We start from the raw sequence: 12,198 nt of genomic DNA, 5'->3' as shown, positions 1-12,198 counted from the left end.
CCCTCGGGCAGCAGGTGGTCGCAGGACTCCACCGCCGCCCTGAGCTTCTCGGCGAACGGGTCGACGCCCTTGCCGAGCTGGATCGCCCCGTTGACGATCCTGACGTCGGGGAAGTCGGGGACCCCGTTCGAGCGCACGCAGGCACTGAAGTCCTTGGCGGGATCGGCGTGGGCGGTGGCTTGGGCCGCCGTGGGAACGCAGGCCACCAGGAGGGCGGCGGCGTAGAGCGCCAGTCGTTTTCTCATGCCGTCCACGACGCGGACCTCCACGCCACGCCCCTTCCCCTCGGGGGCCTGGACGTACGGGTCGGCTTCTGAGCGTCCCCGATTCTGTCGGTGCCGTGCCGTAGCTTCTCGGATCGAACAGGTGTCCGATTGTGGAGGTGGCATGGACGGCGACAGCGCCGAATCCGAGCGGTTCGTCAAGGCTGCCCTGCTGGGGGTCGCCGTGGCCGAGGAGACCAGGCGGCTGCTCCGGCTGCACTTCGCCCCGGCCGAGGTGGGCGCCGATGGGAGGGTCCACGTCGAGGTGCCCTATCCCGACTCGGCGGTGGTGGAGACGGTGCTGGAGGTGGCGGCCGAGTGCTTCGGCCAGAACCACCAGGAGGCGCTCGACAGCTTGTTACAACTGGCCGGCTTCGAAGACGACTCCCTCCTGAACCGCCCGGCCTGCTGACCCTGTCACAACCCAACGAGCAAGTCGGTCAGAGGGAGGCGTTGGGATGAGTCGCGGGGACGGGGTGAACCCGGCCGCCGTCCCCGCGAGTCGAGGGGTGCCGGATCCCAGAGGGAGCCGGACCCAGCGGTGGGGCCGTACAGCGTGCGAAACCTTGGGGCTGATCCTCTGCTGGGTCGATCCTGCGGCGATGTCGAGACGGACGCGCCTGATCGGCTCCGGCTCGCCGATCGGCTGCGCGATCGGCAGGGCCTTCGCCGGGTCGAACTGCTCCGTGCCGCTCCTCCGCTGGGTCGAACCCGCGGTGACGTCGAGACGGTCGCGCAGGCGGAACCCGCTCCGTGCGGGGTTGCCTGGGCGACCGGAGGGGACGTCGGCGGAGGATGCGGTACATCGGCGAGACGGTCAGCGGAGGATGCGGTACAGGGCGGAGGTGAGGGAGGCCTGGGCGTCGTCCTGGTCGATCGACCACATCATGGAGCCGCCGAGTCCCCTGAGCCGGATGTAGGCCGCCTTCTGCGCCATCACCGCAGGATCGTCGTAGGACCAGAACTCGTTCCCGTCATACAGCCACAGCGTCCCCGTCCGCAGGTCGCGGTAACGCTTGCCCGGCTTGGTCACCAGGTCCTTGTAGTCCTCGGACCCGGCCGCCCACCTGCCGGGCGCGGGGCCCGTGGCCGGCTGGTAGAGGCCGTCGCCGCCCGCGGTCACGCCGGTCCAGCCCTGCCCGTACGCGGGCACGCCGACCACGATCTTGCGGGCCGGGGCGCCGCGGGACAGGTAGTCGCGCACGGTCTGGTCGACGCTGTACCGCACGGGGTTGGGGTCGCGGCGATCGGTGAGCAGGTTGCCGTTGTGCCCGGTCCGCGTCTCCCAGGAGCCGCGCAGGTCGTAGCCCTGGATGGTGGCGAAGTCGAGGTGCCGGAAGACCTGGCGCACGTCGAAGCCGGCGTCGATCTTGGTGGTGGCGGCGGGGAGGAAGGCGGTCAGCTCCGCCGTACGGGAGAAGGCACTCATCCGGGCGCGCAGCTCGGACAGGAAGAGGGTGAAGTTCTGCTTGTCCTCCGGCCGGATGACGTTGCCCGGCGCGCCCTCGGAGCCCGGCCACTCCCAGTCGAGGTCGAGGCCGTCGAACACGCCCTCGCCCGCGCCCGCCGCCAGGCCCGGCAGGTTGCCCTTCAGCCACATGTCGACGCAGGAGGTGGCGAGCTTGGCGCGCGACTCGGGGGTGAGCACGGCGTCGGAGAAGTGGCGGGAGCCGGTCCAGCCGCCGAGGGAGAGCAGCACGCGCAGGCCGGGGTGCTTCTCCTTGAGCTTGCGGAGCTGGTTGAGGTTGCCGTTGAGCGCCTGGCCCGGCGCGTCGGCGACGCCGTCCACACTCTGCTCGGCGGGGACGGGACGCTGCCAGTCGGCCCACGGATCGGCCGAAATGCAGGTGCCGTCCGCGCCGACGAAGCCGAAGGCGTAGTTGACGTGGGTCAGCTTGGCGGCGGCGCCGCTGGTGTCCATGTCCTTGACGTGGAAGTTCCTGCCGTAGATCCCCCACTGGATGAAGTAGGCGACCCGCTTGAAGCCGCCGCGGGCCTCGGCGGGCAGCGCGGTGGCCGTGAGGGCCAGAAGTAAGACCGAGAGGGTGATGAGGGCTTTCTTCACGGGCGTCTCCCGATGCGCAACTTATAGGAAACTTTCCTTTAAGTTCACCGGATCGTAGGCCGGGTCGATCGGCACGTCAATGGTGGTCCGCGGCACAGGGCAGACTGGAAGCGTGCCATCCACCCTTCCCGACGGCGATCCCGCGCCCGCCTCAGGTGAGCTGCCCGCGAGCGCGCTGAGCGGCCTGGGCGAGCGGCCCTTCGGCTTCTACGTCCACGTCCCGTTCTGCGTCACCCGCTGCGGCTACTGCGACTTCAACACCTACACCGCGGCCGAGCTCGGACCGGGTGCGTCGCACCGCGACTACGCCGACACCGCCATCGAGGAGGTACGGCTGGCCCGCCGCGTGCTCGGCGACGCGAGTCTCCCCGTCGAGACGGTGTTCTTCGGCGGCGGCACCCCCACGCTGCTGCCCGCCGGCGACCTGGCCAGGATCCTGCGCGCCATCGACGAGGAGTTCGGTCTCGCCCAGGGCGCCGAGGTGACCACCGAGGCCAACCCCGAGTCGGTCGACCCCGCCTACCTGGAGAAGCTGCGCGAAGGCGGGTTCAACCGGGTCAGCTTCGGCATGCAGAGCGCGCGGGAGCACGTGCTGAAGGTCCTCGACAGGCACCACACCCCCGGACGGGCCGGGCAGGCCGTACAGGAGGCGAAGAAGGCCGGGTTCGACCACGTCAACCTCGACCTGATCTACAGCACACCGGGGGAGAGCGACGACGACTGGCGGGCGTCGCTGGAGAAGGCGGTCGAGGCCGAGCCCGATCACGTCTCGGCCTACTCGCTGATCGTCGAGGACGGCACCAGGCTGGCCGCCAGGATCAGGCGCGGCGAGCTGCCGATGCCCGACGACGACGTGGCCGCCGACCGCTACCTGATCGCCGACGAGATGCTGTCGGCGGCCGGGTTCGAGTGGTACGAGGTGTCGAACTGGGCCACCTCCGAGGCGGGGCGCTGCCGGCACAACCTGCTCTACTGGACGGGCGGCGACTGGTGGGCCGTCGGTCCGGGCGCGCACAGCCACGTGGGCGGCACCCGCTGGTGGAACGTCAAGCACCCGGCCGCGTACGCCCAGCGCCTGGCGGCGGGCACCTCGCCCGCGCACGCGCGCGAGGTGCTCACCGCCGACGACCGTGAGGTGGAGCGGCTGATGCTGGAGCTGCGGCTGGTCTCCGGCTACCCGGTGGCGGACGTGGCTGCCCACGCCCGCACCGCCGTCGCCAGGGCGTTGGGCGACGGGCTGCTGCAGACCGAGCCGTTCAAGGCGGGACGCATGGTCCTCACCCTGCGCGGACGGCTGCTAGCCGATGCCCTGATCCGTGACCTGACCATGTAGCGCGGCGGCCCTGCGGGCGTCGAGCTCGTGTTGCACGCGGTCCACGTCGCGCGCGTAGCAGCGGTAGAGCAGGCTCAGCACGGCGCCGTTGACCAGCATGAGCACGACGAGCACCCACAGGAACACCGTCTTGAGACCGAGCTGGTCGCCGAGGAAGCCCGCGCCCAGGCTGAACACCGCCCAGCCGATCGCCTCGAAGATCGAGATGTAGATGGCGAACGCGGCGCCCCGCAGCTCGGGCGGCGTGATCGCCATGACGATCGGCCGGTTGATGCCCGGGTTGACGCCCTGCGCGGCGCCCATGAGCGCGAAGAACAGGCCGAAGACCGCGATGTCGCCGTAGTCGAACTGGGTGCCGAGGAAGGCCACGATCGCGAAGGCGAACTGCGCGCCCTGCAGTACCGCGACCAGCCCGTGGCGCGGGCTGCGCCGTTCGGCGACGTCGCCGAGGAAGCCGCCCACGAGGTTGCCGAGGAAGTAGCCGACCCCGAACGGCAGCAGCACGACCGAGGCGACCGCGGTGCTGAAGCCGTACACGTCGACGAGGAAGACCACGCCGAACGTGCCCACCAGCAGGTGCCCCGAGAGCAACCTGGAGACCAACAGGATCGCGAAGCTGGGGATCCGCACGAGCGCGACCGCCTTGGCCCAGGTGAGCTTGGCGTGCGCCTCGCGGGTGGCCACGTCGAGGTCGGCGAGCTGTCGTTCGGCCGCGCCCGTGCCAGGGTCCCGGAACCACACCCAGATGGCCAGCCCGAGCAGCACGTTGAACGCGCCGACGCCCCACAGGCCCCATCGCCAGCCGTCGTCGACGTTGGACAGCTGGCCCTTGATCGGCCCGAGCACCGAGCCGACCAGCGCGATCGTGCCGTACAGGAGGCCGACGGCCCGGCCCCTGGCCGAGGAGTCGAACAGGTCGCCGATGATCTCGGTGATGATCGGATGGGCCGCGGCGTAGCCGGCGGCCAGGATCGTGTAGAAGATCAGCAGCTGCTCGAAGTTCTGTGAGAAGCCCGCGGCGATGCCCCAGACGCCCCAGAGGCCGGTCGCGAGCACCAGAACGCCCTTGCGGGACCAGCGGCGGGCCGCCCAGACCCAGAACGGTCCCGTGAACACCCCGACGATCTTGCTGGCCGCGGTGAGGACGCCGAGGGCGCTCAACGACATGCCCAGGGACTGTCTGATCACCGGGAAGAGGCTGCTGACCAGGCTCGCCTCGGTGTTGTCGACGAGCATGGCGCCGCCCAGCAGCGACAGCTGCGGCCAGCGTCCGTTGACTTTGGCAGGAGGTGCGATAGTTGTCACGCGCCACCTCTTTCTTGACCGGAGGGGGAAGGTGCGCCGGTGACGGGGATGCAGCCCCGTCACCGGCTCCGGTGATGCGTCAGAGCGTGGCGAGCTCCTCGGCGATCAGGCGGAGTCTGGGGGGTGGGAGCAGGCCGCCCGCCATGGCGGCCAGCCCGATCAGCGGTGTCGCGCCGACCATCTGCAGCATTTCCGAGTCGGCCACGCCGGGCACGTGCCTGCGCAGCACCTCGACGGCGACGGGGTCGGCCAGCAGCGCCGCGACCGGGCTGCGCAGGGAGAAGCGTCCCGAGGGGTAGTCGTCGGGGTCGGGCAGCGGCTCGGCGGCCTGCGCCGCGAGCTCCCGCTGGGCGGCGGCGAGCAGGTGCGCCTCGGTGACCTCCCCCGTGGACGGCAGGCCGAGCCGCTCGTACTGGCTCGGCGGCGCCTCGTTGGCCCGCATCAGCTCGACCAGCAACCGCGCCATGCGCAGCTCGACGGCGTCGTCCACGATCGGCGTGCGCTGCTCGGGATCGGTCTCGAGGTCGAACAGCAGCGTGCCGTGCCGATGCGGGTTGAAGAAGGTACGGCCGGGCATCCGCAGCGTCCGCACCCCCTTGGTGAAGCCGAACGGCTCGGCCAGCTCCAGGTCGGCCAGCTCGGCGGGGGAGAAGCGGCCCCGCATGTGCGTGGGCATCAGCGTGTGCTCCAGCAGCGGCGCGTTCTCGGCCGCGACGGGGGCGCGCATGTAGACGTAGCGCCCGTCGGTGACGTTGACGTGCCCGCCGTGCATGCCGAACAGCCCTGCCTCGCGTACCGGCTCGTCCGTCCCGACAGGCAGGGGCAGGCCCTGCATGTCGGGTGGCAGGTCCACGCCGAAGAAGTCGAGCAGCGTCGGCGCCAGGTCGATGGTCTGCACCAGCGACTCGCGCCGCTCGCCCGCGACCCCCGCGCGGGGGTCCCAGGCGAACAGCGGCAGGTGGACCAGCTCGTTGTACCAGGGCTGCACGCTCTTGCCCCACCAGCCCTTCTCGCCGAGCAGCAGGCCGTGGTCGGTGCAGACGATGAGCATGGTGTCGTCCCACAGGCCCAGCTCGTCCATCGTGTCGAGCACCCTGCCGAGGGAGTGGTCGCACATCGACAGCAGCGCCGCGTACTCCATCCGGGCGTGCTCGACCTGCTCGGCCGTCTCCACCACCCGCTTGTAGTCGGGCCAGTCGAAGTGCGGGCCGGCGTACTCGTGCGGGTAGAGGTCCTTGAAGCGCTGGTGGGAGAAGAACGGCTCGTGCGGGTCGAACGTCTCGATCTGCACGAACCAGCGGTCCTCGCCGTGGTTGAGCCGGACGAACTCCAGCCCCGCGTCGAAGGTCAGCGTCTGCGGGTGCCGGTCCTCGGTGGCCATGTGCTGCCGGTTGACCCAGTCCTGGCGGTAGACGGGAAAGCGCATCTGCTTCAGGTCGTCGGGCATCGGCGGATCGGCCACCTGGCCCTTCCAGGGGTCGCCCTCCTGGCCGCGGAAGAACTCCCAGGTGTTGTAGCGGCCGTGGTAGGTCGCGCCGCCGTCCTCCCAGTAGTGCGGGTGGTCGCTGACCAGGTGGGTGTAGACGCCGCTGTGCTTGAGCAGCTCGGGCATCGAGTCGTCGAACGGCTCCAGCGGCCCCCAGCTGCGGTGCAGGAAGTTGTAGCGGCCCGTGTGGATCTCCCTGCGCGCCGGCATGCACGGCATCGAGCCCGCGTAGCAGTTGTCGAAGCGCACCGCCCGCTCGGCCAGTCGCGCGAAGTTCGGCGCGTGGGTCCAGTCGCCCCCGTACGGCGGCAGCAGGTGCCTGTTGAGGCTGTCGAACATCACCATGATCGCTTTCATCCGGCCTCCAGCCACCGCATCGTCTCTTCCAGCCACGTGATCCACAGGTCGACGGAGCGCGCCCCGTGCTCGTGCATGCGTTCGAAGGCCGCCCGCGCCATCTCCGGGTCGACCTCGGGGACGGGCTGCTCGAACCGCAGCGTCCTCGGCCGGTTCCTGAACCTGGCCACCTGCGCCCGCCGGTAGTCGAACTCGGTGCCGACCAGGACCATCGCCGCCTGCCGGTCCAGGGCCACGGTGAAGCCGAAGCGCGCCATGAAGTCGGCGTCCTGGAACCTGCTCGGCGGCTCGTACGGCGAGCGCACCCACTCCAGCAGGACCCGCCGGCCCTCGCTGGTCAGCCGGTAGACCTTCGCGTCGGGCCGTCCCTCGCGCGGGTCCACCTCGAACTCGACCCAGCCGTCGGCCACCATGCGGGCCAGCAGCCGGTAGATCTGGCTGTGGTGGGCCCGCGACCGCAGGAACTGCCCTTCGACCTCCAGCCATTTCCGCAGGTCATAGCCGCTGTACGGGCGGAACGACAGCAACGCGAGCAGGACGTACTCGAACTTCACCCATCAGTCCTTATGTGTGTGAGCACCTATGTGCATCGATTCATATACTGAAGGGATGGCGACGTCAATGGGTTGCTGTTCACCGGAGGGCGGCTCCCGCGCGGCCCCCGCCGTCCCCGTGCGCCGGTCCGCGGCCCCTCCCGAACACGACGAGGTGGCGCTGCCCGGCGGGGAGTTCCAGATGGGCGATGCGTTCGGTGAGGGCTATCCCGCCGATGGCGAGACCCCCGTGCACGCCGTACGGCTGGCGCCGTTCCTGATCGACGTGACGGCGGTAACGGTGGCGATGTTCGCCCACTTCGCCGAGGAGAGCGGCCACGTCACCGGCGCCGAGCGCGACGGCGCCTCGGCGGTGTTCGGCCTCGCCGTAGCGGCGAGGAGGGCCGACATCGTCGGCGTCGACCCCGGGGCGCCCTGGTGGACGGTGGTGCGAGGGGCCGACTGGCGGCACCCGTTCGGGCCGCTGTCGGAGGCGGAGCCCGACCACCCCGTGGTGCACGTCTCGTGGCACGACGCCATGGCCTACTGCGAGTGGGCCGGCCGCAGACTGCCGACGGAGGCGGAATGGGAGTACGCCGCCAGGGGAGGGCTCGACGGCCGCCGCTTCGCCTGGGGCGACGAGCTGACGCCTGACGGGCGGTGGCGGTGCAACATCTGGCAGGGCGACTTCCCCCTGCGCAACACCGGCGCGGACGGATGGCTCGCGACGGCGCCGGTGCGCGCCTACCCGCCCAACGGGTACGGCCTGCACGAGGTCTCGGGCAACGTGTGGGAGTGGTGCGCGGACTGGTTCGCCGCCGACGCCTACGCCACCTCGGCCCACCTGGACCCGCGCGGCCCCGAGACGGGCTGGCGCAGGGTGATCAGGGGTGGCTCCTACCTCTGCCACGACTCCTACTGCCACCGCTACCGCGTGGCGGCCCGCTCGGCGAACACGCCCGACTCCGCCAGCGGCAACTGCGGCTTCAGGACCGTCAGGTCACGAAGTTGATGTTGATCGGGTAGCGGTGGTTCTCGCCTCTGTTGGCGGCCATCGCGGCGATGATCTCGAAGACCAGCGCGGCGATCCAGAGCACCGGGATCAGGAAGAAGCCGATCAGCACGAACGCCAGCACGGTGCAGACCATGTAGCCGATGAACACCGTGATCTGGAAGTTGAGCGCCTGCGCCGCCTGGTCGCGGACGTAGGGGGACTCGTCCTTCTTGACCAAGTAGAGGATGAGCGGGCCGACGAAGCCGGTGAGGATGCCGAGCAGGTGGGCGAGCATCGCCAGGTTGGTGTCGTCGCTGCCCGGCCTGGGGCCGTACTGGCCCGGCACGTGCGGCGGGCGCTGGTAACCGGGCGGGCCGTAGCCGGGGGGCGGCGCGCCGTAGCCAGGGGGCGCGCCGTAACCGGGCGGCGGGCCGTATCCGGGCTGGGAGCCGTACCCGGGCTGGGAGCCGTAGCCCTGCGCCTGGCCGTATCCCGGGCTCGACGGCGGTGTCTGCCCGTAGCCGGGTGGCGGGGGAGTGCCCTCGGGCGGTTGGTTCGTCATCCGTCCTCCTCAGGACTGGTCACGAAGTCGATCAGTTCCTCGACCCTGCCCAGCAGCGAGGGTTCGAGGTCGGAATAGGTGGACACCGCGCCGAGGATCCTGCGCCAGGCGTCGGCGGGTTCGAGCCGCCATCCCAGCGCCGCGATCACCCCCTCCTTCCACGGCACCCCGCGCGGCACGTCGGGCCAGGCGGGGATGCGCAGGACGGAAGGCTTGACCGCCTGCCAGATGTCGACGAAGGGATGGCCGACGACCAGCACGTGCGGCGAGGTGACCCGGGCGGCGATGCGGCTTTCCTTGGAGCCCTCGACGAGGTGGTCGACCAGCACGCCGAGCCTGCGCTCCGGCCCAGGCCCGAACTCCTCGACGATGGCGGGCAGGTCGTCGACGCCCTCCAGGTACTCCACGACCACGCCTTCCACGCGCAGGTCGTGGCCCCAGATCTTCTCGACCAGCGCCGCGTCGTGCACGCCCTCGACGTAGATCCGGCTCTCCCTGGCGACGCGGGCGCGCAGGCCCTCGACCGCGACCGAGCCCGAGGCGCTGCGGCGGGGAGCCCCCGCCGAGGCAGGGGCCGGCCGTACCAGCGTCACGGGTTTGCCCTCGAGCAGGAAGGCGGCGGGAGCGAGGGGGAACAGCCTGCGCCTGCCGAAGCGGTCCTCCAGGGTGACCGCCTCCTTGTCGCAGGCCACCACCGCGCCGCAGAAGCCGCTGTCGGCGTCCTCCACGACCAGGTCGCGCTCGGCGGGCACCGAAGGGATGGTTCCCTTGCCGGGGCGCCGCCAGTTCCCCGCAAGCACGTCGCGCTCGTACATGGGGGGACCGTAGCAAATCACCCCGTCGTCGCGGGTGCCGCCGGCACGGGAGGGAACGTCGGTCATGGGCAGTATTGTCGGCGTACGGCTTGCAGCCGGCTTGACTGTGCGCGTTATCGCACCCTGTGGGCGAGAGCCGTACACTTGGCACTCGGGAACACAGAGTGCTAGACCTGTCGTTTCCTCAAGAGGCAGGGAGGTGAGCACGTGCTCGATGATCGGAAGCTGGCGGTGCTCCGCGCCATTGTCGAGGACTACGTCTCAACCAATGAACCGGTGGGATCCAAGGCGCTGGCCGATCGCCACAACCTCAACGTCTCTCCGGCCACGGTCAGGAACGACATGGCCGCGCTGGAGGAGCAGGGATACATCACCCAGCCGCACACGAGCGCCGGTCGGGTGCCGACCGACAAGGGCTACCGGCTCTTCGTCGACAAGCTCTCGCAGATCAAACCCCTGTCCGCCGCCGAGCGCAGGGCCATCGAGACCTTCCTCGCTGGAGCGGTCGACCTCGACGACGTGGTGACCCGCACGGTCCGGCTGCTCGCGCAGCTGACCAGGCAGGTGGCGGTGGTGCAGTACCCCACGCTGTCGCAGTCGACGGTGCGCCACCTCGAGCTGGTGCCGCTGACCGACCGGCGGGTGATGTTCGTGCTGATCACGAACACCGGCCGGGTCGAGCAGCGCGTGATCGAGCTGCCCGAGCGGATCGAGGAGTCGAGGATCGCGCACCTGCGCGCGATGCTCAACGCCTGCCTCGACGGCTGCGGGCTCAGCCAGGTGCCCGACCAGATCTCCGACCTGCCCGAACGGTTGCCCGTCGAAGACCGCCCGGCCGCGGCGACGATCCTGTCGGTGCTGCTGGAGACCCTCGTCGAGCGCCATGATGAGAAGATCGTCTTCGCGGGGGCCGCCAACCTGGCGGGCGCCGACTTCACCACGGGCCTGCGAGACGTTCTCGAGGCGCTCGAGGAGCAGGTCGTGCTCATGCGCCTGCTCGGTGAGACCTCCGACATGCCGACCGCCCTCACCGTCAGGATCGGCTCGGAAAACCCCTACACCGGACTGCGTGGCACCTCCCTCGTCGCGACCGGCTACGGTTCTGGTGCCCGCCTCGGCGTGCTCGGCCCCACCCGGATGGACTACCCCGTGACAATGGGCGCTGTGCGCGCCGTGGCACGCTACGTCAGCCAGATCCTGGCTGCTTCATAAGAGGTCGATAAGTGGCAAACGACTACTACGGCACCCTCGGGGTGCGCCGTGACGCCAGTCAGGACGAGATCAAGAAGGCCTATCGTCGGCTGGCCCGCGAGCTGCACCCCGATGTGAACCCCGATCCCGAGACGCAGGAGCGCTTCAAGGAGATCACGCAGGCCTACGAGGTCCTGTCCGATCCCAACAAGCGCCAGATGTACGACCTCGGCGCCGATCCCTTCGCCGGCGCCGGTGCGGGAGCGGGTGCGGGCGGCTTCGGCGCGGGCTTCCCCTTCAGCGACATCATGGACGCCTTCTTCGGCTCGGCGGGCGGCGCCCGCGGGCCGAGGAGCCGGGCCAGGCGCGGCCGCAATGCCACGATCAGGGTGGAGCTCGACCTCCGCGAGTCGGCGTTCGGCACGACGCGCGAGCTCAACGTCGACACCGCGGTGCTGTGCGAGGTCTGCACGGGCTCGGGCGCGGCGCCGGGAACGCACCCCGACACCTGCGACATGTGTCAGGGGCGCGGCGAGATCTCCCAGGTCACCAGGTCCTTCCTGGGCCAGGTCATGACCTCGAGGCCGTGCCCCCAGTGCGGCGGCTTCGGCTCGATCATCAGGCACCCCTGCCAGGAGTGCTCGGGCGACGGCCGGGTCCGCACCCGCCGTACGATCAAGGTCCGCATCCCCGCCGGCGTCGAGGACGGCACCCACATCCAGCTGGCCGGCGAGGGCGAGGTCGGTCCGGGCGGCGGCCCGCCCGGAGACCTGTTCCTCGAGATCGTCGAGAAGCCGCACGAGATATTCGAGCGGCGCGGCGACGACCTCCACTGCACGGTGCAGATCCCGATGACGGCGGCCGCGCTCGGCACGTCGCTGACCGTCGAGACCCTCGACGGGGCCGAGGAGATCGACGTGCGGCCCGGCACCCAGTCGGGGCAGGTCATCACGATGTTCGGCCGCGGCGTCCAGCGCCTCAACGAGACCGGCAGGGGCGATCTGCTGATCCACGTCAACGTCGAGACCCCGATGCGCCTCGACCAGGCGCAGGAGGACCTGCTCAGGGAGCTGTCCAAGCTCCGCGGCGAGGAACGGCCCCCCGGCAAGTTCGCCCCTGGACAACAGGGTTTTTTCTCCCGGCTCCGTGATGCTTTCAACGGCCGATGACCGATAGTTCTCTCTGTACGGCCCGCCGGTCCGGCGCCAGTGCGGTCACGGGGCTGGCGCCCGTCCATCACGCTGCTCCAGCGCGACTTCGGCGGGCCGCCGTCACATCGCCCGTGTAGGGGGAG

General features: G+C 70.4%; 11 protein-coding genes. 5 read left to right on the top strand and 6 right to left on the bottom strand.

The annotated features are described in order from the left end of the window. The first annotated feature begins 387 nt into the window (after positions 1 to 387). Positions 388 to 675 (top strand): hypothetical protein, encoded by a 288-nt coding sequence (locus H4W81_RS25475; RefSeq protein ID WP_192777124.1) that lies wholly within the window; start codon positions 388 to 390, stop codon positions 673 to 675. A 405-nt stretch (positions 676 to 1,080) separates the two neighbouring features. Here the strand turns inward: H4W81_RS25475 and H4W81_RS25470 are convergent, their stop codons facing one another. After that, positions 1,081 to 2,328, bottom strand: a complete 1,248-nt coding sequence (locus tag H4W81_RS25470; protein ID WP_192777123.1) for a glycoside hydrolase family 18 protein — start codon at positions 2,326 to 2,328, stop codon at positions 1,081 to 1,083. Positions 2,329 to 2,440: 112 nt separating this feature from the next. Between H4W81_RS25470 and hemW the strand changes: the two genes are divergently transcribed. Continuing rightward, positions 2,441 to 3,661: a radical SAM family heme chaperone HemW gene (hemW, locus tag H4W81_RS25465; protein WP_192777122.1), complete on the top strand. Its 1,221-nt coding sequence runs from the start codon at positions 2,441 to 2,443 to the stop codon at positions 3,659 to 3,661. Here the strand turns inward: hemW and H4W81_RS25460 are convergent. The 3 genes from H4W81_RS25460 to H4W81_RS25450 all read right to left on the bottom strand — a co-directional run bounded on the left by H4W81_RS25460 (position 3,626) and on the right by H4W81_RS25450 (position 7,363). Then, complete coding sequence (locus H4W81_RS25460) at positions 3,626 to 4,966, bottom strand: MFS transporter (RefSeq protein ID WP_192777121.1); 1,341 nt, start codon at positions 4,964 to 4,966, stop codon at positions 3,626 to 3,628. The two genes, hemW and H4W81_RS25460, sit on opposite strands and share 36 nt — an antisense overlap. A 79-nt stretch (positions 4,967 to 5,045) precedes the next feature. Next, positions 5,046 to 6,809, bottom strand: coding sequence for a sulfatase (locus H4W81_RS25455; protein ID WP_192777120.1), 1,764 nt, complete (start codon positions 6,807 to 6,809; stop codon positions 5,046 to 5,048). Continuing rightward, positions 6,806 to 7,363, bottom strand: coding sequence for a PadR family transcriptional regulator (locus H4W81_RS25450; RefSeq protein ID WP_192777119.1), 558 nt, complete (start codon positions 7,361 to 7,363; stop codon positions 6,806 to 6,808). Before H4W81_RS25450 ends, H4W81_RS25455 begins: the two co-directional genes overlap by 4 nt. Before the next feature lie 55 nt (positions 7,364 to 7,418). Between H4W81_RS25450 and H4W81_RS25445 the strand changes: the two genes are divergently transcribed. Beyond that, on the top strand, positions 7,419 to 8,354 hold the full coding sequence (locus H4W81_RS25445; protein WP_225958789.1) for a formylglycine-generating enzyme family protein: 936 nt from the start codon (positions 7,419 to 7,421) through the stop codon (positions 8,352 to 8,354). On the opposite strand, the gene H4W81_RS25440 is transcribed toward H4W81_RS25445, so the two are convergent. Further along, on the bottom strand, positions 8,338 to 8,898 hold the full coding sequence (locus tag H4W81_RS25440; protein WP_192777118.1) for a DUF4870 domain-containing protein: 561 nt from the start codon (positions 8,896 to 8,898) through the stop codon (positions 8,338 to 8,340). The two genes, H4W81_RS25445 and H4W81_RS25440, sit on opposite strands and share 17 nt — an antisense overlap. Then, positions 8,895 to 9,713 (bottom strand): DUF3097 domain-containing protein, encoded by an 819-nt coding sequence (locus H4W81_RS25435; protein ID WP_192781029.1) that lies wholly within the window; start codon positions 9,711 to 9,713, stop codon positions 8,895 to 8,897. Before H4W81_RS25435 ends, H4W81_RS25440 begins: the two co-directional genes overlap by 4 nt. 207 nt (positions 9,714 to 9,920) lie before the next feature. On the opposite strand from H4W81_RS25435, the gene hrcA reads away from it, so the two are divergent. Next, positions 9,921 to 10,925 carry a heat-inducible transcriptional repressor HrcA gene (hrcA, locus tag H4W81_RS25430; RefSeq protein WP_192777117.1) on the top strand — a complete coding sequence of 335 codons (1,005 nt, stop codon included), beginning with the start codon at positions 9,921 to 9,923 and terminating at the stop codon, positions 10,923 to 10,925. A gap of 11 nt (positions 10,926 to 10,936) precedes the next feature. Beyond that, positions 10,937 to 12,073 carry a molecular chaperone DnaJ gene (gene dnaJ / locus H4W81_RS25425; RefSeq protein WP_192777116.1) on the top strand — a complete coding sequence of 379 codons (1,137 nt, stop codon included), beginning with the start codon at positions 10,937 to 10,939 and terminating at the stop codon, positions 12,071 to 12,073. Positions 12,074 to 12,198: the final 125 nt, after the last annotated feature.

The sequence above is a fragment of the Nonomuraea africana genome, assembly GCF_014873535.1.
Taxonomy (GTDB): domain Bacteria; phylum Actinomycetota; class Actinomycetes; order Streptosporangiales; family Streptosporangiaceae; genus Nonomuraea; species Nonomuraea africana.
This window is presented reverse-complemented; position numbering and strand designations above follow the sequence as displayed.

What these genes read in the sequence shown, in the direction of transcription:
- H4W81_RS25475 (WP_192777124.1), top strand. Translation starts at nt 388, where the DNA reads ATGGACGGCGACAGCGCCGAATCCGAGCGGTTCGTCAAGGCTGCCCTG.
- H4W81_RS25445 (WP_225958789.1), top strand. Translation starts at nt 7,419, where the DNA reads ATGGCGACGTCAATGGGTTGCTGTTCACCGGAGGGCGGCTCCCGCGCG.
- H4W81_RS25435 (WP_192781029.1), bottom strand. Translation starts at nt 9,713, where the DNA reads ATGTACGAGCGCGACGTGCTTGCGGGGAACTGGCGGCGCCCCGGCAAG.
- H4W81_RS25440 (WP_192777118.1), bottom strand. Translation starts at nt 8,898, where the DNA reads ATGACGAACCAACCGCCCGAGGGCACTCCCCCGCCACCCGGCTACGGG.
- H4W81_RS25455 (WP_192777120.1), bottom strand. Translation starts at nt 6,809, where the DNA reads ATGAAAGCGATCATGGTGATGTTCGACAGCCTCAACAGGCACCTGCTG.